A 19,611-nucleotide genomic window follows, 5' to 3' on the forward strand; every position below is an offset into this window, starting at 1 on the left:
CGATGAAAGTGACCAAGGCACAGGCGCAGGCAAACCGGGCGCACGTCGTCGAGACGGCCTCGGTGCTGTTTCGCGAGCGTGGTTACGAAGGGATCGGCATCGCCGATCTGATGGCCGCTGCAGGGTTCACCCACGGCGGCTTCTACAAGCAGTTCCGCTCCAAGGCGGATCTGATGGCCGAATCGGCGGCCTGCGGCCTGGCCAACATCGCCGCGCAGACCGAGCACGTGGACAAGGCGGATTTCGTGAACTTCTATCTGTCGCGCGGACATCGCGACAGCCTTGCCACCGGTTGCACGATGGCTGCGCTGGGCGCCGATGCCGCGCGCCAGCCGGAGGAAGTGCGCGAGGCGTTTGCCGCCGGGGTCGAAAACCTGTTGGCCTCGCTCGACCGTAGCGGCGCTGCGCCCGGCACTGCCGAGGCAGCAGCGGAGCGCGCCAGCAACCTGGACATGATGGCGCATGCCATCGGCGCCATCGTGCTGTCGCGGTCGTGCCCGAACGATTCGCCCCTGGCCGACGAAATCATCGCGGTGTGTCGCGACCAGATCCTGTCGTAGTTGCAACCATCCAACTGACCGCCAGACCTGCATCCTCCGCATATGTAGCCGAGGTTTCACCGGTAGTGCCGCGTTTTTAGCGAAGCCACCGCATCCCCAGTCGCGGCGTGAGCCTCAACCCACCGCCGCCTGTCACTCACCGCATTGAAGGAATTCCGATGACAAGCAAACCCCCTGTTGCGCTGGTGACTGGCGCCTCGTCCGGCATCGGCGAAGCCAGCGCTAACGCGTTGGCCGCCGCCGGCTATACGGTGTACGGCACCAGCCGTCGCGGCGCGCAGTCCGGGCAGCGCGCCTTCACGCTGCTGGCGCTGGATGTGACCAGCGACGAATCGGTCGACGCCGCGATCCAGGAGCTGCTGCGAAGGGAAGGGCGCATCGACCTGCTGGTCAATAACGCCGGTTTCGGTGTGTCTCCCGCCGCTGCGGAGGAAAGCTCGATCGAGCAGGCCAAGGCCATCCTCGACACCAACTTCCTCGGTGTCGTGCGCATGACGCGCGCAGTGGTGCCGCAGATGCGCCGCCAGGGCAGTGGCCGCATCATCAACATCGGCTCGATCATCGGGCTGGTGCCCACGCCGTATGCGGCGCTGTACGCGGCCAGCAAGCACGCGGTGGAGGGTTATTCCGAAGCCGTGGACCACGAGCTGCGCAGCTACGGGATCCGGGTCACGGTGATCGAGCCGGCCTATACCAGGACCCAGTTCGAGGCGAACACTCTCGCCCCGGATGCGCCGCTGGAAAATTACCGGCAGGTCCGCGCCCAGGTCAGCGAGGTGGTTGCGCAGGCAATGGCAAGCGCAGACGAGCCCTCCGTCGTGGCCGAGGTGGTGGTGAAGGCGGCGCGCGCGCAGCAGCCCAAGGTGCGCTACACCGCGGGCAAGGTCGCCGGACAGCTGCAGTTGTTGCGGCGGTTTGCGCCGGCAGGCGTGTTCCAGGCGCTGATTCGCAAGAATCTGCGCCTGGATGCGAAGACGTCCTCCGCTGGCAAGACGCCATCCCATGCCGGATAAGCGTGGCTGACAGACCATCGCAAGTGCCGGCCTGGCGGTGAGCACGACAGTTTTTGCTGCTTACGTCTGGTTGCACCGCTGCACAACCAGGCCGCAGCGATCGCAACGATCGCAGCGCGCACGCCGCTGCTGGCGCATCGGCCGTGACGCGGTAACGCGCGGCCTCCATCCGAACAGGAGAAGGCAATGACCTTCCATGTAGTGCTCGCCACTCACACCAGCGGGCTGGTTGCGACCAGGCTGGTCCAGGGCAACGAAGACGACCTCATGCCGGGCGGGGTGACGGTTGTCGTCGAATACTCGAGCGTCAACGACAAGGGCGCAACGGCGCTGAGCGGACGTAGCCCGATCATTCGCCGGTTGCCGCTGATTCCCTGCATCGACGTTGCGGGTGCGGTCGGAGTGCCCAGCGATGCCGGGATTGCGGCTGGATACAACGTGCTGGCCAATGGCTGGGGATTGCGTCAGCCCCACCATTGCGGCGACGCGCAGAAGGTGCCGGGGCGCACCGTCGCGGACGTGAACGCATGAGCGCGCCCACGGCATCGCGTGCATTTCGCTACCTGGCCACGCTGTCGGCGCTGTTGTTCTTCGCGTTGGGCGCTGCCTGGTTGCTGGCGCCTGCGACCATGCTGGCCAACTGGGGCGTCGCCTTCGACAGCGGCGCGCTAGGCGTGGTCGGTCGACGCGCCGCGCCGCTGTATGCGGCCATTGGCGTCATGCTGCTGCTGGTGCGAACGGCACCGCCGTCGCCCGGGCGCCGTGCCGTGATTGCGGGCTTTGCCACCGCCTGCCTGTTGCTGGCAGGACTGGGCATGGCGGAGTGGGCCGCCGGGCACGTCAACGCCGGCATCTTCGCGGCAGTCGCGATCGAGATCGGCTTTCCGCTGGCGTTCCTGCTGGTGACGCGTGCGGAGGTCGCGTCGCGGCAAAACGACAAGGCGCGATGATGGCAGGCATGGCGGCGCCTGTGGGGCGCTGTCATGCGAGTTGGCGGACATGACACGCTGCAAGACTGGCCAACCAAGCGTTGCGCGCATTTGGCAACTGGATGCGAGCATCGCGTTGGAGCCGCAGTTGCCGTGGCGGTGCACGCCGATTCCAGTAATGGCTGGGTAGCTGCGGCGGCTACGCAGCCCTGCTGTCAGCCGCTCGACGCCCGGTGCCCGCTCATTTCCTGCCCGGCATCCTTGTCGAAACGCACATGCCAACAGGTGGCGCTGAGCGAAATCAGGCTGACCACGCAGAACGCCAGCGAAAAATCGCGTTGCGCCGGTTGGGCGTGATCGCCGGCCAGCATCGCCAGCTTGAGGATCATTGCGCCGGCGCATACGCCGACCGAGAGCATCAGTTGCTGCAAGGTGGTGTACAGGCTGCTGGCGCGGCTCATGCGCGATGCGGGCACGTTTTCGTAGGCGATGGTGTTGTAGGCAGCGAACTGAAACGACATGAAGGCGCCGCAGCACAGCAGCAGGCCAAACATCAGTGCCGGTGGCCAGTCGGGCCGGAACAACGCACATACCATGTAGCCCAGGCTGGCGAGCACGCCGTTGCCGATCAGGCTGTTGCGATAGCCGAAGCGGCGCAGCAACTGCGGGGTGATGCTGCGCATCAGCAGTGCGCCGAGCGCGGTGGCCAGGATCAGGCGCCCGCTGTGCGCTGCGCTCATGCCGAAGCCGATCTGGAACAGCAGCGGCAGCAGGAACGGATGCGCGCCCTGGGTGATGCGCATCAGCGCACCGCCGATCACCGACAAGCGGAACGAATCGATCCGCAGCAGGCTCAGGTCCAGCAGCGGAGCGGGGTGGTGGCGTGCATGCCACAGATATCCCAGCGCAGCGCTGCCGCCGATGGCCAGCAGCCAGCTCGCCGTGCCGATGCCGTCCTGCTGGCTGACCATTTCCAGGCCGAACAGCAGGCAGCCCAACGCGGTGCCGCACAGCACGAAACCGCGCAGGTCGAAGCGGGCCGGGGCCGACTCGGTGGGGATTTCCGGGATGAAACGGCGCACCAGCAGGAAACCGGCCACGCCGATCGGCACGTTGATGTAGAAGATCCAGCGCCAATCCAGGTACGAGACGAACAATCCGCCCAGCGGCGGGCCCAGCATCGGGCCGATGAAGGCGGGCACCAGCGTCCAGGCCATGGCCGACACCAGATGGCGGCGCTCGACGGTGCGCAGCAGGATCAGCCGGCCGAGCGGGGCCATCATCGCGCCGCCGGCGCCCTGCAGCACGCGCGCGGCGACCATGGTGGGCAGGCTGTCGGCCAGCGAACACAGGATCGAGCCGCCGACGAACACCCAGATCGACGCGCCGAACACGCGGCGCAGGCCGAAGCGGTCGGCGATCGCGCCGCTGGCCGGGATCAGTACCGCCAGCGCCAGCAGGTAGCTGGTCATGGCGATGCTCATCGCCGGCGCGGCAACGCCGAAGTCGCGCGCCAGGGTCGGCAGCGCGGTCGCCAGCACGGTGGCATCCATCTGCTCCATGAAGATGGCGCAGGCCAGGATCAGCGAGATGATGCGGTAATCGGGATAACGCGGCGGCGGCGTGACGCCGGCCTCGGACACGCTGGAGGACATCGGACTCTCGGTTGCGGGGCCGCCTCGGTGGCGCGCAGATGGCGGTCGGATCGGCCCGCGTCGCACGGTGTTGTGCGGCGCAACATGGCTATTGTCCGCCCGTGCGAAGCGGTGTTCAAGCACGCGCCAGGCAACACTGCGTACGCATCACAGGGCCGATACACCACCAGCCCACCTGAGAGAGCCGTACGCCCCGCAAGACGGGCGCGAATGCCTCGTGCCAACCTCGCCCGATCGGCCCACAAACTGATCAGCCCGTCCCCCGCTCCTCGCTCTTCGATTCCCGATTCCCGACTCCCCAATCCCCGCTCTTCAGGGCCCCGGCGCCGCGCTATCCCAGGCATCCATGATCTGCAGGATCTGCGGCAACGCCTCGCGGAAATGCTGCACCAGGCGTGGTTCCAGTTGCTTGCCGGCCATGCTGTCGAGCTTGCGCATGGCATCGTCCACCGTCCATGGCGCCTTGTAGGCGCGCCGCCCGCATAGCGCATCGAACACGTCGGCCACCGCCACGATGCGCGCCGATTCGGGAATGGCATCGCCGACCAGGCCGTTGGGATAGCCACTGCCGTCCCAGCATTCGTGGTGATGCAGCGCGATTTCCGCAGCCAGCTGAAACACCGGCCCACGACCGTGCCGCAGCAGGTCGTGGCCGACCTGCGGGTGCTGCCGCACCACCGAGCGTTCGTGTGCGTCCAGCGCATCGGGCTGGTGCAGGAGATTGCCGGGCACCGCAATCTTGCCGGCGTCGTGCAGGGGCGCGGCATCCTGCAGCAGCTGCGCCTGTTGCGCCGACCAGCCGACCGTCTCGGCCAGCACCCGCGCATAGGCCGCCATGCGCCAGATATGCGCACCGGTGTCGGCGTCCTGGCCTTGCCCGGCGGTCCCGAGCAGATGGATCGCATCGCGGTATTGCTGGGCCAGACGCGCGTTTTCGGCCAGCTTCAGTTGGGTGGCGATGCGGGCCTTGAGCAGGGCGGGCGAGTAGGGCTTGCTGACGTAATCGGCCGCGCCCGCTTCCAGGCCCGTGCGTTCGTCGTGCTCGCTGCTGCGCGAGGTCACGAACAGGATCGGGATGGCAGCGCTGGCCGGCTGCTGCTTGAGCGTGCGCGCCACCGCGTAGCCGTCCATGTCAGGCAGCTGGACATCCAGTAGGATCAAGGCCGGCGTGTGGCGGAGCACCGCCTCCAGCGCTTCGCTGCCGGATTTGGCGAACACCAGCGGGAAATCGTCGCGCAGCAACTGGCGCAGGGTGGCCAGGTTGCTGGATTCGTCGTCGACACACAGCAGGGGACGATGCGGCATGGAGGCTCCTTGCCAACTAGCGTGGTGACCGGTCAGTGCAGGTGAGTGGCTTGCCAGTCGCGCAACGTGGCCTCGGCGCGACGGAAGTCGAAATCGTCCACCGCACGCTGCAGTTCCTCCTGCAGAGTGCGCGGCAGACGCGGGGCGCAGATCAGCAGCGCGTGGTCGATCCTGTCTGCGTCGTCGCTGTCCAGGGCCGCTTCCAGGATCTGCACGCTGTCCGCGTCCAGCACGACACCGTCATCGCTTGCTGCCGCGTCGCTGTCGCTGTGTTGCAGGAAGGCGTGGATCGCGGTGGCGGTGCGTTGCATGGTGTCCTTGAGTGCGAGCAGCGCCGAGGTGATGTCGTGGCCTTCCTCGATGCGGGTTTCCAGATCGCTGGCGGCACCGGCCAGGGCCGGCAAGGCCAGCGACCCGGCCGCGCCACGCAGCTTGTGCGCCAGCGCGCCGATCGCCGGCAGCTCGTTGCGGCGCAGGTGCTCGGCTGCGGTCTCGGCCGGGTCGGGATTGTCGCGCAGCAGTTTGAGCAGATAGCGCTGGTACGGTTCGCGCTCGCGCCACAGGCTGCGTGCACGCGCCGCATCCAGGACCTCCGGGTCGGCGTGTTCCCACTCGGGGCCGCCATGGACCTCGGTCTCATGCGGTAGCGAGGGGATGCGCCGCACGCCGGGCTGCAGGAAGTGGCGGATGGCAGTGACCAGTTCCTCCACATTGAACGGCTTGGCGATGAAACCGTTCATGCCGGCTTCCAGCGCTTTCTCCTGTTGCGGGCGAAAGGCACCGGCGGTCAGCGCGATCACCGGCAGGCTGGCCAACGCCGGGATCTGCCGCAGCCGCCGGGTGGCTTCATAGCCATCGACCACCGGCATCTGCACGTCCATCAACACCAGCTGGAACAGCTCCGGCGCGCGCTTGAGCGTATTGATGGCCTGCTCGCCATCGTGGGCGACCGTGACCATGGCGCCTTCGCCTTCGAGAATGCGTTGGGCCACTTCGCAGTTGATCTCGCTGTCGTCCACCAGCAGCAGATGCGCGCCTTCGAGGCGACGCGCCACGAAGGTGGGCGCCACCGGCCGCGCGCCGGGGCGGGCGTCGACCAGTTGCTCCACCAGCCGGTGCAGCGCCGCAGTGGTCACCGGCTTGGTCATGACTGCATCCAGATCCTGTTGCTCGGGATGTTGTTCAAGCAGCCGGCGCTCGTACGCGGTGACCATGACGATTACCGGGTGCGGGCCGGGCACGGCGCGCGCGCGGATCTGCCGCGCGATCGCCACGCCGTCGATGTCGGGCATGCGCCAGTCGAGCAGGAAGATGTCGTATGGCTCGCTGGCCTGTTCGATCGCCTGCAGGGCAGCCTGGCCGCTGGCGACCGCATCCACGCGCCAGCCGAGTTCGGTGGCGATGCGCACCAGGTTGTTGAGCGCCGCATCGTGGTCGTCGGCGATCAACACCCGCGGCATCGCTTCGGGCGGTAGCGCGGGCAGGTCGCGCTGGGCCAGCGGCGGGGCGGATTTTTCCAGCGTCACCACGAAATAGAACTCGCTGCCGCGGCCGGGTACGCTTTCCACTTCCAGCTCGCCCCCCATCAATTCGATCAGGCGCCGGCTGATGGTCAGGCCCAGGCCGCTGCCGCCGTAACGCCGGCTGGTGGAGGTGTCGGCCTGCAGGAAGGGCGAGAAGATCAGGCTCTGCTTTTCCTTGGAGATGCCGATGCCGGTGTCGCGCACCGAGAACAGCAGCTTGAGCTTGTTCGGATCGCCGCTGGGGAAGCGCCGTACCGACAGCACCACTTCGCCTTGCTCGGTGAACTTGATCGCGTTGCCGACCAGGTTGACCAGCACCTGGTTGATGCGCAGCGCATCGCCGAGCAACCAGCGGCAGTCGCGTGGCAGCGGTTCGACGATCATTTCCACCGGTTTGGTGCTGAGCGAGGACCGCATCAGGTCGGCGATGTTGTCGAACAGTTGATTGAGGTCGAACGGTGCGCGTTCCAGATCGATGCGCCCGGCCTCGATCTTGGAAAAGTCCAGGATGTCGTTGATGATTTCCAGCAGCGAGCGCGCGGAGCGATCGATCTTGGTCACCATATCCTGCGCCGCAGCGGGCAGTTCGCTGCGCTGAAGCAGGTACAGCATGCCCAGGATCGCGTTCATCGGCGTGCGGATCTCATGGCTCATGTTGGCCAGGAAGTCGGACTTGGACTGGTTGGCGCTCTTGGCCGCGTCCATCGCCAGGCGCAGTTGTTTCTCGTGCAGTTTCTGCTCGGTCAGATCCACCGCCATGCCCAGATAACCGATCACCTGGTCGTTATCGTCGCGCAGGGTGCTCAGGGTCAGCAGCACCGGCAGGCGGCGGCCTTCGTGGCTGACATAGGTCCATTCGCTGGTATCGCTGCGGCCCAGGCTGGTCAGCGCGGCGATCGCCTCCAGGGTGTGCGCCACCGGTGAGCCGGTCTGCTCGGAGAGCAGGTGCGCGCGCTCCTGCAGTTCCTCCGGCTCGATGAACTGGCCGGCCTTGCGGCGGCCGATTACCTCGTCGGCGTTGTAGCCGAGCAGTTTCTCCGCGGCGCGATTGAACAGCGTGACGAATCCAGCGGAGTCGGTGGCGATGATGGCAAAGCCGGCATGCGCCAGGATCGCCCGATGCAGCGCGGAGAACTTCATCAGTTCGCTGGTGCGTTCGGCGACCTGATGTTCGAGCGATGCATTGAGCGCGACGGTGCGCTGGTGCGAACGCACCCGCTCGGAGATGTCGCGGAAGAAATGCGAATGCCCGCTCAGGGTGTCGTCGCGTTCGATGATCGGGGCCTTGCTGGCCAGCACATGCACCAGATGCCCGTCGCGATGGCGCATGCTTTGCGCCGCAGAGGTGTCGACCGAATGGTGTTCGTCGGCGTGCTCGATGTCGGCAATCGCATACGGCTGCGGCGACAGCAGCATCGTCAGGTTCTGGCCGATCGCCTCGTCCGCGCTGTAGCCGAACATCGCCTCGGCAGCGGGATTCCAGTGGGTGATGTTTCCGTCCGGGGTTTCGGCGACGATGGCTTCGCTGGAATGGCTGACCAGCGCCGCCAGCTCCATCTGCTTGCGCAGCACTTCCTCGCGCCGGAGTCCGTTGCTGAAATACAGCACCAGCAATGCCGCAAGCAGCACCGACACGCCCAGCACCAGGCCGCCCATCAGCCATGGCGAGGTCTGGTTGAGCGAGGCCAGGAAGCCGGCGGTGGGATGGGCGGTGATGATCCAGGTGCGGCCGTAGATCTGCAGCTGCTGCACCACCGGCGGGCGACGCGCGCTGTCGCTGGATGGCGTGCCGCTGCGGTAGAAGTTGTGGGTCGGCTCGTTCCTGTCGGACAGGTCCAGCGCCACGTCGTCGCGCTCGCCCAAGGTGCTTTGCACCATCTGTTCGACGCTGAAGGGCGCATACACCCAGCCGCTGGTGGCGGCCATGCGTTGTTGCGGCGTCTGCAGCGGCATGCCTTCGCGATAGACCGCCAGCAACACCAGAAATCCGCTCTCGCTGGGAATGCGATAACCGGACAGCGAGATCGGCGAGGTCATGATCGGCACGCCGCTGCGTGCGGCCTGCAGTGCGGCTGCGCGGCGACGCGGCTCGGAGGCGATGTCCAGGCCGATCGGACGGTTGCCCGAGGACTCCGGTTCGAAATACAGCACGATGTAACGCTCACCGTCCCAGGGCTCCAGCGGCCGCCGCTTGATGTCCGGTGCGCCGTCGGCACGGGCGGCCTGCAGGAATGCCTCTTCGTCGGCGGGGGCCACGCGATGGATGTAGCCATAGCCCAGTACGCCGGGAAACTCGCGCGCGTAATCGCGCGAGCGGCTGTACAGGGTGAAGCGGTCGCGACTGATGATCTCCTTGCCGGCGCCGATCACCGCGCCGCGCGCGCCGCGCAGCCCGTGTTCGAAGGTATACATGCGCTCGCTGATATTGCGGGTCAGCGTGCGCACGACATAGTCGAAACGCTGCTCGCGCTCGAGCTCGTTATGCCGCTGCAGCGACAGGCCGGCGAAAATGGCGGCAACCAAACCTGCGGCGAGAATCAGCAGGGCCCCGATCGACGCACGGCGCCCGTATTTTCTGCGCAGATCCCAGCGGCCATTCGGCATTTGTGTCCCTTTGCCTTGCCTGTTGCGTGCCCAGTGTGCTGGCCGACGGCAAGGTCGGCCTCGTGGTGGCGCCTGACGATCATCAGAATGCGTGCAGTCTCCCCGGTGACTGCACGTGTTTCCGGTGGGCGATCAACGTCATTGCCAATGCATCAGAACGCCAGCCAGATCGACAATGCGTGAAGGGCAAGACCGATCAGTCCCCCCACCAACGTTCCATTGAACCGAATGTATTGCAGATCGCGGCCCACACCCAATTCCAATTGTTCGACGAGGTGACGTTCGTCCCAACTTTTCATCGTCGACGCAATATGCTCGGTCACCGATGCGCGCAGGCGCGTGGTGAGTTTGTCGGCGGCCTGCAACATGTGCTGGTTGAGCGCTTCACGCAGCGAGGGATCCTGCGCCAACGCCTGGCCGAGCGATTGCATGGAACGCTCCATGTGCGCGGCCATCGACGATTCCTCACGTGCCAGGTCGGTGCGCAGCGCATCGCGGATCTCGCCCCACAGACCTTGCACGTAGTCCTGCAGGGCCGGATGTTCGATCGCGCGTTGCTTGAGTTCTTCCACGCGCTCGGCCATGGCCGGCTCGTCGCGCAGGCGCGCGATGTAGCGTTGCAGCCACGCTTCATAGTCGAGCCTGATTGGATGCTCGGGCGTCTTGAGGATGTCCTGCAACTCCTCGATCGCCGCACGCGCCATGCGGTCGGCCAGGCTGTCGCCGATCTCTTCGATCGGCTTGACCCAGTTCACCGTGCCGACCAGCTTGGGCCACTCGCGCCGCGCGTAGCGCACGATCAACGCCGAGGCGCGCGTCTTGACCTGCTCCTGGTCCAGCCACTCGCCCAGGCGCAGCAGCACCTCGTCCAGCAATTTCTGGTGCCGGCCATCGGTGGTGAGCAGGGCCATGATATCGCCGACGGTGGCGGCGGCATTCCACTTGCGCAGACGGTCGACCACAAAGCGCTGGATCGCGCGGCGCACCGCAGCCTCGTCCAGCAGCTCCAGTGCCTGCAGCATCCAGCTGCGCGCCATCTGCGCGAGCATGCGCGCCTGCTCGGGTTTGGCCAGCCATTCGCCGAGGCGGCTGGCCGGGTCGAACACGCGCAGTTTGTCCATCAACGCATCCGGGGCGAGGAACTGGTCGCGCACGAACACCGCCAGGCCATCGGCCAGACGGTCCTTGCCGCGCGGCAGGATGGCGGTATGCGGGATCGGCAGGCCCATCGGGCGGCGGAACAAGGCCACCACCGCGAACCAGTCGGCCAATGCGCCGACCGTGGCCGCTTCGCAGAAGGCCGAGACCCAGGCCCAGACGCCTTGCTCGCCCATCAGGTGGCTGACGACGAAGCCGGCGAACATGGCCAGCAACAGGGCCACTGCCAACAGCTTCATGCGCTGCAGCTGGGCACGACGGGGATCGACGGGACGGGGAGTGCTGAGGCTGGGTTCCATGTCCGAAGTGTACCCAGTCGCCGGAGCAGGGCATGTCCACGGCCGGGCGTGATGGTCCCGTTGGAGCGCGCCTGAGCGTGATGGCGTTACCGGGACAGCCGCGTCGCGCCCGGGTACGCTCCTACGGGGTGGTTGCAGCGATCGCGGTCGCCATTCGCGCAGCGGCTGATCGGTTCTGTAGGAGCGCGCCCGAGCGCGACGGCGTTACCGGGACGGCCACGTCGCGCCCGGGTGCGCTCCTACGGGTGGTTGCAGCGATCGCGGTTGCCGTTCGAGGTGGGGGCCGATCGGTTCTGTAGGAGCGCGCCTGAGCGCGATGGGGTTACCGGGAACGCCAGGTCGCGCTCGGGTGCGCTCCTACGGTGATGCACCGTCCGGTACTCAACCGCGCAGGCGCTCCAGCTGCGCTTGCAGCGCGGTCACCTTGGCCTGCAGCGCGGCGTTTTCGTTTTCCAGTTCGGTGACGCGGCGTTGCAGAGCTTTCATGTCGCGGCGTTCGGCTTCGCCGCCTTCGGCCTCGTCGGGCTTGGGTTTGCGCTTGGCGTCGCGTACGCGCTTGGCAGCCTGCTTGAGCTCGGCCTTGCCGGCCTGCGCAGCGGCGCGTTGCTCGTCCTCGGACAGGGTGGCCACGGCAGCGGCGGCGCTGATCGAAATCTCGCCGGCCTTGACCGCCTGCACCACTTCCGGGGCGGCCTGCTTGTGGATGCGCTCGATCATCACCACCTGGTTGTTGCTCAGGCGGGCCTCGCGCGCCAGCTCGGCGCGGCTGACCGGGGTGGAGGTTTCTTCCCACGGCGGGCTGTCGCTGTCCGCGGCCGCCGGCGTGGCGTCGTGGTCGATGCCGGTGGCCGGCTGCTCAGGGTCGGCCACCGCCGGCGCTTCCGCAGCGGCGTCGGCATCGCGCTGGCTGCGCTGGCGCGCGGCCAGGATCTCGCGCTTGCGCAGCGCCAGCACGCCACGCTGGAAGTCCGACACGCTGCGCCGGCCCAGGTGCTGCTCGATCATCCACAGGTGCACGTCCTGCATCGACTGGAAGCGCGGGTTCTGCACGGTCTGGAACGGCAGGCCGTGCTTCTGGCAGATGCCGTAGCGGTTGTGGCCATCCACCAGCACATCGCCCCACAGCACCAGCGCATCGCGGCAGCCCTCGGCCAGCAGGCTGCGTTCCAGCGCCTCGTGCTCGTCGGGCGTCAGCGGGTCGATGTAGGCCTTGAGTTCTTCTTTGACAACGATGTTCATGCGGCAACTGCGGGGAAGTGCGGGGCCGGCATTGTAGTGAGCCTGCTCCGGCTTTGCGCGCTTGACCGGGCTGCGCGCGGACGGTACACGCGGGCGCCTGTGCCGTCGCCGTCAGGCAGTGCTGCGCAGGATCTTCCCCAGCGTTTCGACCATCTGCCCGATCTGCTCGGGGGTGACGATCAGCGGCGGCGACAGCGCGATGACATCGCCGGTGACGCGCACCAGCAGGCCACCGTCGTGGAAGCAGCGCTCGAAGACTTCGTAGCCGCGTGCGCCCGGCGCGCCGTCGCGCGGGGCCAGCTCGATCGCGCCGATCAGGCCGATGTTGCGGATGTCGATGACGTGCGGCAGCCGCGCAGGCTGTGCAGCGCGTCTTCCCATTGCTGGCCCAGCGTGATCGCGCGCTCGAACAGGTTCTCCTCGGCGTAGGTGTCCAGCGTGGCGATCGCCGCGGCGCAGGCCAGCGGATGACCGGAATAGGTGTAGCCGTGGAAGAGCTCGATCGCGTTCTGCGGGCCGTGCATGAAGGCATCAAAGATCGCATCGGCCACCAGTACCGCGCCCATCGGCACGCTGCCGCTGGTCAGCCCCTTGGCGGCGGTGATCAGGTCCGGCGTGACGCCGAAGCGTTGCGCTGCGAACGCCTCGCCGACCCGGCCGAAGCCGGTGATGACCTCGTCGAACACCAGCACGATGCCGTGGCGGTCGCAGATGGCGCGCAGCCGCTGCAGATAGCCTTCCGGCGGCAGGATCACCCCGGCCGAGCCGGATACCGGCTCGACGAAGACCGCCGCAATGGTCGAGGCATCGTGCAGGGTGATCAGGCGTTCCAGATCGTCGGCCAGCTCGGCGCCGTGCGCCGGCAGCCCGCGCGTGTAGGCATTGCGTTGCAGATCCAGCGTATGACGAAGATGGTCGGTGCCGGCCAGCAGGGGGCCGAACCATTTGCGGTTGTTGGGCAGTCCGCCGATCGACATGCCGCCGAAGCCGACCCCGTGATAGGCCTTCTCGCGCCCGATGAAGCGGGTGCGCTGGCCCTCGCCGCGCAGGCGGTGGTAGGCCAGGACGATCTTCATCGCGCTATCGACCGCCTCCGAGCCGGAGTTGGTGAAGAACACATGGCCCAGGCCCGGCGGTGCGATCGCGGCCAGCCGCTGCGCCAGCACGAACGGCAGCGGTGAACCCATCTGAAAGGTCGGGGCGAAATCCAGCGTGCCGGCCTGCTCACGGATCGCCGCCACGATGCGTTCGCGTGCGTGGCCGGCATTGCAGCACCACAGCCCGGCGGTGCCGTCCAGGATCTGGCGGCCGTCGACATCGCGGTAGTACATGCCGGCAGCGGAGGCCAGCAGGCGCGGGCGCGCCTTGAACTGGCGGTTGGCGGTGAACGGCATCCAGAACGCGTCCAGGTGCGCCGGTGCCTGCAGCGCGTGCGCGCCATCGCGCGGAGGGTGGTCGTGCATGGCGGACTCCGTCGCTGGGGAGCGTCCGACTCCACGGCCACCGCGCGTCGGCCGTCACCCGGCGGAGCGCGACGGCGAGCACGATTCCCGGAGCTGCACAGGCCGATCCGCACGGACTAGTCAATTAGTCGCAGCGTCTGCCGCTAAGCTCTGGGAACGCCTTGTGGCGTGGGCCATGACGGGTGTTTGACCGGCTGCGGGGCGCGGCGAAGCATTGCAAAGATTCAACGATCGCCGATGATGCGCCAGACGAGTGCCAGTTGGGCCTGGTAGTCGTCGCTGCCCTTATCGCAACACGTCAATCGATCGCAGCCATCAATCGTTTTCGGGACCACTGACACCACCTGCGCGCAGGCGTCCTGTCAGGCGCTCCGGACACACTTCATCGTACTTTTTAGGGGAACGGGAATGACACAAGGGTCCACCGTGGCGAGCGCCAACGGCGCAGACGCCGGCCTGCTGTCCAAGGAGCGCATCGTCGCGCGTCCGGGGTTCAATCGTTGGTTGGTACCGCCGGCGGCATTGGCGATCCATCTGTGTATCGGCATGGCCTACGGCTTCAGCGTGTTCTGGCTGCCGCTGTCCAAGGCGCTGGGCATCACCGAAGCGATCGCATGCCCGGCCGACATGGGCCTGTTCGCGCGCATGGTCGCCACCACCTGTGACTGGAAGATCAGCGAACTGCAGTGGATGTACACGTTGTTCTTCGTGCTGCTGGGCTGCTCGGCGGCGGTCTGGGGCGGCTGGCTGGAACGTGCCGGCCCGCGCAAGGCCGGTGTGGTCTCGGCGCTGTGCTGGTGCGGCGGGCTGGTGATATCGGCGGCCGGCATCCACTTCCACCAGATCTGGATGCTGTGGCTGGGTTCGGGCGTGATCGGCGGTATCGGTCTGGGCCTGGGCTACATCTCGCCGGTGTCGACATTGATCAAGTGGTTCCCGGACCGTCGCGGCATGGCGACCGGCATGGCGATCATGGGCTTCGGTGGCGGCGCGATGATCGGCAGCCCCCTGGCCGATGCGCTGATGCGCCACTTCGCCACGCCGACCTCGGTGGGCGTGATGGAGACCTTCCTGGTGATGGCGGCGCTGTACTTCGTCTTCATGATGGCCGGCGCGTTCGGCTACCGCGTGCCGCCGAGTGGCTGGACCCCCGCCGGATGGACCGCGCCGGTGGCCAGCAACAACGCCATGATCACGGCCAACCACGTGCACGTGAGCAAGGTCTGGGGCATCCCGCAGTTCTGGTTGCTGTGGGGCGTGCTGTGCCTGAACGTGTCAGCCGGTATCGGCGTGATCGGCATGTCCTCGCCGATGCTGCAGGAAGTGTTCGGCGGCCGCCTGATCGGGGTGGATGCCGGCTTCGGCAGCCTGGATACGGCGCAGCTGGCCAGCATCGCGGCCATCGCGGCCGGCTTCACTGGCCTGCTCAGCCTGTTCAACATCGGCGGTCGCTTTTTCTGGGCCAGCATGTCCGACAAGCTCGGCCGCAAGAACACCTACACGCTGTTCTTCGTGCTGGGCATCTGCCTGTATGCGGCGGCGCCGTCGGCCGGCAGCGTGGGCGGCATCGCGCTGTTCGTGGGCATCTTCTGCATCATCCTGTCGATGTACGGCGGCGGGTTTGCCACCATCCCGGCGTATCTGGCCGACCTGTTCGGCACCCAGATGGTGGGCGCCATCCACGGCCGTCTGCTGACCGCCTGGGCCACCGCCGGCATTCTCGGCCCGGTGGTCGTCGGCTACATGCGTGAGTACCAGCTGGCCCACGGCAGCCCGCCGTCACAGGTCTACAACACCACCATGTACATCCTCGCCGGCATGTTGGTGCTCGGTCTGATCTGCAACCTGTTGGTGCGTCCGGTGGCCGCGCGTCACTTCATGACGCCCGACGAACTGGCGCGCGAGAAGCAGCTGGCGCACGAGAAAGTGGACCGCAGCGGGCATGGCATGTTGCCGCCCGAGCAAATGGCGCGCATTGGGCATGGTGGTAATCCTGCACTGGTGGCGTTTGCCTGGCTGGCGGTCGGTATCCCAATGCTGTTCGGCATCTGGGTCACGCTGCAGAAAGCCTTCGTGCTGTTTCATTGAGATGAGATGACACTTCCGTCTTCCCGTTCCGTGCGCGCCGGCAGTGTGGTGCGCACGGTTGTCCGTCACCGCGGCGGTCGCAACGCCACGGTGCAGGACATGGTGGCGGCCGAGATGCCGGTCGCCTTCCACTACAACGGTGTGCCGTTCGCGGTGATGATGGCCACGCCGGAGGACCTGGAGGATTTTGCACTCGGGTTTTCGTTGAGCGAGGGCATCGTCGATCATCCGCAGGATCTGCGCGTGGTGGCGGTGGAGACCTTTCTGGAAGGCGCCTCGCTGCAGATCGAGATTCCGCCCGAGCGTGCCGCCGCGCTGGACCAGCGGCGGCGCAATCTGGATGGACGCAGCGGTTGCGGGGTATGCGGCAACGAATCGATCGAGGCGGTACTGCGCGTGCCGCCGGTGCTGCAGTCGGCGTTGCAGATCGATGTGGATGCCCTGGCGCGTGCACTGGATGCGCTGCATGCGCAGCAGCCGATCGCGGCGCAGACCGGCGCGGTGCATGCCGCCGGCTGGGCCGATGCACAGGGTGTGGTGCGTTACGTGCGCGAGGATGTCGGCCGGCATAACGCGCTCGACAAGTTGATCGGTGCCTTGGCGCGTGCGCGCGTCGATGCATCGCACGGGTTTGCGGTGGTGACCAGCCGCGCCAGTTACGAGATGGCCATGAAAGCCGCGCAGGCCCGGATCCCGCTGCTCGCAGCGATTTCTGCACCGACTGCGCTGGCGATCAGCCTGGCCGACAGTGCGGGACTGACCCTGATCGGGTTTGCCCGCGATCACGATTGTGTCGTTTACAGCCATCCGCAGCGCCTGGAATTGGGCGTCGCCGTGGGAGAGCCCGCATGAGCAAGAAGACCATCCAGCAATACGACAATCCCGCTGGCGGCTGGGGCGCACTGCGCTCGGTGGCCAAGCACTTGATGGAACAGGATATCGCGGTGCAGGGCGCCAAGACGCTGCTGCATGCCAACCAGCCGGACGGTTTCGACTGCCCCGGCTGCGCCTGGCCCGACCGCGACCACACCTCCACCTTCGAGTTCTGCGAGAACGGCGCCAAGGCCGTCGCCGCCGAGTCCACTGCGCGCCGCGCCGGGCCGGAGCTGTTTGCCTCGCACAGCGTCAGCCTGTTGTCGCAGTACAGCGACTACTGGCTGGAAGGGCAGGGCCGGCTGACCCAGCCGATGCGTTACGACGCGGCCACCGATCACTACGTACCGGTGAGCTGGGACGAGGCGTTTGCGCAGATCGCCGGGCACCTCAACGGGCTGGCATCGCCGGACGAGGCGATCTTCTACACCTCCGGGCGCACCAGCAACGAAGCGGCCTTCCTGTATCAGTTGTTCGTGCGCGAATTCGGCACCAACAACTTCCCCGACTGCTCCAATATGTGCCACGAGCCGTCCGGAACTGCGCTGCGTTCGCAGATCGGCGTGGGCAAGGGCACGGTGTCGCTGCACGACTTCGAACTGGCCGATGCGATCTTCATCTTCGGTCAGAACCCGGGCACCAATCACCCGCGCATGCTCGGCGAGTTGCGTCAGGCCTCCAAGCGCGGTGCGGCGATTGCGGCGTTCAATCCATTGCGCGAGCGCGGGCTGGAAAAGTTCGCCGACCCGCAGGACAAGCTGGAGATGCTGCACAGCGGCTCCACCCGCATCGCCTCGGATTATTTCCAGCTCAAGATCGGCGGCGACCTGGCCGCGGTCAAGGGCATCATCAAGCACGTGCTGGAGCGCGACGCCCAGGCCCAGCGCGACGGCACGCCGCGCCTGCTGGATCTGGAATTCATCGACGCCCACACCGCCAACTTCGAGGCCTTCGCTGCCGAGGTGCATGGCGAATCCTGGGACACCATCGTCGAAGAGTCCGGACTGGACGAAGCGGCGTTGCGCAAGGCCGGCGAACTCTATCTCAACGCCGAGCGCGTGATCGCCTGCTGGGGCATGGGCATCACCCAGCACAAGCATTCGGTGGCCACCATCCACATGATCACCAACCTGCTGTTGCTGCGCGGCCATCTGGGCCGGCCGGGCGCGGGCGTGTGCCCGGTGCGCGGGCATAGCAACGTGCAGGGCGACCGCACGATGATGATCTACGAAAAGCCGCCGGCCGCGTTTCTCGACAAGTTGCAGACGGTGTTCGGTTTTGCGCCGCCGCGCGAAGACGGTTTCGACACCGTCGGTGCGATCGAGGCGATGCTGGACGGGCGCGGCAAGGTGTTCTTCGCAATGGGCGGCAATTTTGCCGCTGCCACGCCGGATACCGACGCCACGCATCGCGCGCTGCGCAATTGCGAACTCACCGTGCATGTCACCACCAAGCTCAATCGCAGCCATCTGGTGCATGGCCGCGATGCGCTGATCCTGCCGTGCCTGGGCCGTACCGAAATCGACATCCAGGACGCCGGCTCGCAAGGCGTGACGGTGGAAGACTCGATGAGCATGGTGCACCTGTCGGCCGGCATCAATCCGCCGGCCTCGCCAGAGCTGTTGTCCGAGCCGGCGATCGTCGCGCGCCTGGCCGAGGCGACACTGGGTGCGCGCAGTGCGATCCGCTGGCGTTGGCTGGTGGGCGACTACGACCGCATTCGCGACCTGATTGCCCAGGTGTTCCCCGATTTTGCCGACTTCAATCAGCGCGTACGTGTGCCGGGCGGCTTCCGCCTGTCCAATACCGCGCGCGATCGCCAGTGGGTGACACCCGAAAAGCGCGCGGTGTTCAAGCCGCACGCGGTGCCGACCGACAACCCGATCCATCGCGCACGCCGCAGCCACACCGGGCAGATGGTGTTTACGCTGGCCACCACGCGCTCGCACGATCAATACAACACCACCATCTATGGGCTGGACGACCGCTACCGCGGCGTGTTCGGGGAGCGCCGCGTGCTTTTCATCAATGGCGCGGACATCGCGGCATTGAACATGAAGGCCGGCGATTGGGTGGATCTGGAGAGCCTGTGCGAGGACGGTGTGCATCGCGAGGCGCGCCGCTTCCTGCTGGTGGACTACAACATCCCGCGCGGCTGTCTGGCGGCGTACTACCCGGAAACCAACGCATTGGTGCCGCTGTCCAGCTTCGCCGACGAAGCGCGTACGCCCACCTCCAAGTCGATTCCGGTCATCGTGCTGCCGCACCGCGCCGAAACCGCCGATGCGGCGCCGCGCGACATCGGAGCGGTGCTTGTCCGCTGATCCACAGCTCACCGCGCAGTTGCTTGTTGCGTTGGCCGACACGCCGGAGGGCGTGTCGCTGGCCCGGTTGTGCAAGCAGCTGGGCGTGCGCATGAGCGTCCTGTTGCGCACTCTGGCGTGGTTGGGCAGCGCCAGCCTGGACGGTCACCCCGGTCCGGGCTGGATCCAGGTGGAAGCGCGCGGCGAGCGCCAATTCGCGGTGCTGACGGATGTGGGGCTGGCAGCGCATGCGCAGCGCACAATGGCGCAAGCGCCGCACGGCGACTGAGCATCGCCAGGACTCTCCTTTCCGGCCATGAAGGGTCCTGCAGCAAACTGACAGCGTCGAGGGCGCGGTGTCCTCACCGCTCGCGGGACACGCCGTGAATCCGTCCCTGGGGGCTCGGTGGCGGCATCCATGCCGCCACACGGTCCCGCAACCGGCGAGGACACCGCACCAGATAGTTTGCTGGTTGCTTTACAAAAGACCATGCACACCGACCCTCTCGACAGGTCCTTGCTCGCCCACCGTCGCGGGACCTTGAGCGGCATGGATGCCGCGCCAGAGCCTTATCTGTTCGGATTCTGGCAGTTTGGGC

13 protein-coding genes and 2 pseudogenes are annotated in these 19,611 nt (G+C 66.8%); 9 read left to right on the forward strand and 6 right to left on the reverse strand.

Annotation, left to right across the window (positions count from 1 at the left end; all coding sequences use genetic code 11):
- Positions 1-2 precede the first annotated feature (2 nt).
- From LL972_RS16505 to LL972_RS16520, 4 genes are all read left to right on the forward strand, one after another.
- Positions 3-560 carry a TetR/AcrR family transcriptional regulator gene (locus LL972_RS16505; RefSeq protein WP_228328515.1) on the forward strand — a complete coding sequence of 186 codons (558 nt, stop codon included), beginning with the start codon at positions 3-5 and terminating at the stop codon, positions 558-560.
- 158 nt (positions 561-718) lie between these two features.
- Entirely contained in the window at positions 719-1,573 is an 855-nt protein-coding gene (locus LL972_RS16510) for an oxidoreductase (protein ID WP_228328516.1), read from the forward strand.
- 186 nt (positions 1,574-1,759) lie between these two features.
- Positions 1,760-2,104 (forward strand): hypothetical protein, encoded by a 345-nt coding sequence (locus LL972_RS16515; RefSeq protein WP_228328517.1) that lies wholly within the window; start codon positions 1,760-1,762, stop codon positions 2,102-2,104.
- Entirely contained in the window at positions 2,101-2,523 is a 423-nt protein-coding gene (locus tag LL972_RS16520) for a hypothetical protein (RefSeq protein WP_228328518.1), read from the forward strand. Before LL972_RS16515 ends, LL972_RS16520 begins: the two co-directional genes overlap by 4 nt.
- A 194-nt stretch (positions 2,524-2,717) precedes the next feature.
- Here the strand turns inward: LL972_RS16520 and LL972_RS16525 are convergent, their stop codons facing one another.
- From LL972_RS16525 to LL972_RS16550, 6 genes and pseudogenes are all read right to left on the reverse strand, one after another.
- Complete coding sequence (locus tag LL972_RS16525; RefSeq protein WP_228328519.1) at positions 2,718-4,157, reverse strand: DHA2 family efflux MFS transporter permease subunit; 1,440 nt, start codon at positions 4,155-4,157, stop codon at positions 2,718-2,720.
- Positions 4,158-4,469: 312 nt separating this feature from the next.
- On the reverse strand, positions 4,470-5,462 hold the full coding sequence (locus LL972_RS16530; RefSeq protein WP_228328520.1) for an HD-GYP domain-containing protein: 993 nt from the start codon (positions 5,460-5,462) through the stop codon (positions 4,470-4,472).
- A gap of 32 nt (positions 5,463-5,494) precedes the next feature.
- Complete coding sequence (locus LL972_RS16535; protein WP_228328521.1) at positions 5,495-9,589, reverse strand: CHASE domain-containing hybrid sensor histidine kinase/response regulator; 4,095 nt, start codon at positions 9,587-9,589, stop codon at positions 5,495-5,497.
- A 152-nt stretch (positions 9,590-9,741) separates the two neighbouring features.
- Entirely contained in the window at positions 9,742-11,046 is a 1,305-nt protein-coding gene (locus LL972_RS16540; RefSeq protein ID WP_228328522.1) for a DUF445 domain-containing protein, read from the reverse strand.
- Between the two features lie 381 nt (positions 11,047-11,427).
- The gene (locus LL972_RS16545) at positions 11,428-12,285 is read right to left on the reverse strand and encodes a plasmid replication/partition related protein (protein WP_228328523.1); all 858 of its coding nucleotides are present in this window, start codon (positions 12,283-12,285) and stop codon (positions 11,428-11,430) included.
- Between the two features lie 111 nt (positions 12,286-12,396).
- A pseudogene (locus LL972_RS16550) lies at positions 12,397-13,748 on the reverse strand (aspartate aminotransferase family protein).
- A 408-nt stretch (positions 13,749-14,156) separates the two neighbouring features.
- Between LL972_RS16550 and LL972_RS16555 the strand changes: the two are divergent.
- From LL972_RS16555 to LL972_RS16575, 5 genes and pseudogenes are all read left to right on the forward strand, one after another.
- Positions 14,157-15,836: an OFA family MFS transporter gene (locus LL972_RS16555; RefSeq protein WP_228328524.1), complete on the forward strand. Its 1,680-nt coding sequence runs from the start codon at positions 14,157-14,159 to the stop codon at positions 15,834-15,836.
- A 6-nt stretch (positions 15,837-15,842) separates the two neighbouring features.
- Positions 15,843-16,688, forward strand: coding sequence for a formate dehydrogenase accessory sulfurtransferase FdhD (gene fdhD, locus LL972_RS16560; RefSeq protein ID WP_228328525.1), 846 nt, complete (start codon positions 15,843-15,845; stop codon positions 16,686-16,688).
- The gene (locus LL972_RS16565; RefSeq protein WP_228328526.1) at positions 16,685-19,033 is read left to right on the forward strand and encodes an FdhF/YdeP family oxidoreductase; all 2,349 of its coding nucleotides are present in this window, start codon (positions 16,685-16,687) and stop codon (positions 19,031-19,033) included. The genes fdhD and LL972_RS16565 overlap by 4 nt, the downstream gene beginning before the upstream one ends.
- Positions 19,023-19,301 (forward strand): hypothetical protein, encoded by a 279-nt coding sequence (locus LL972_RS16570; RefSeq protein ID WP_228328527.1) that lies wholly within the window; start codon positions 19,023-19,025, stop codon positions 19,299-19,301. Before LL972_RS16565 ends, LL972_RS16570 begins: the two co-directional genes overlap by 11 nt.
- Before the next feature lie 129 nt (positions 19,302-19,430).
- A pseudogene (locus LL972_RS16575) lies at positions 19,431-19,611 on the forward strand (hypothetical protein); the annotation flags it as partial.

Source organism: Xanthomonas campestris pv. asclepiadis (assembly GCF_020784175.1).
In the GTDB taxonomy this organism is placed as follows: domain Bacteria; phylum Pseudomonadota; class Gammaproteobacteria; order Xanthomonadales; family Xanthomonadaceae; genus Xanthomonas; species Xanthomonas campestris_D.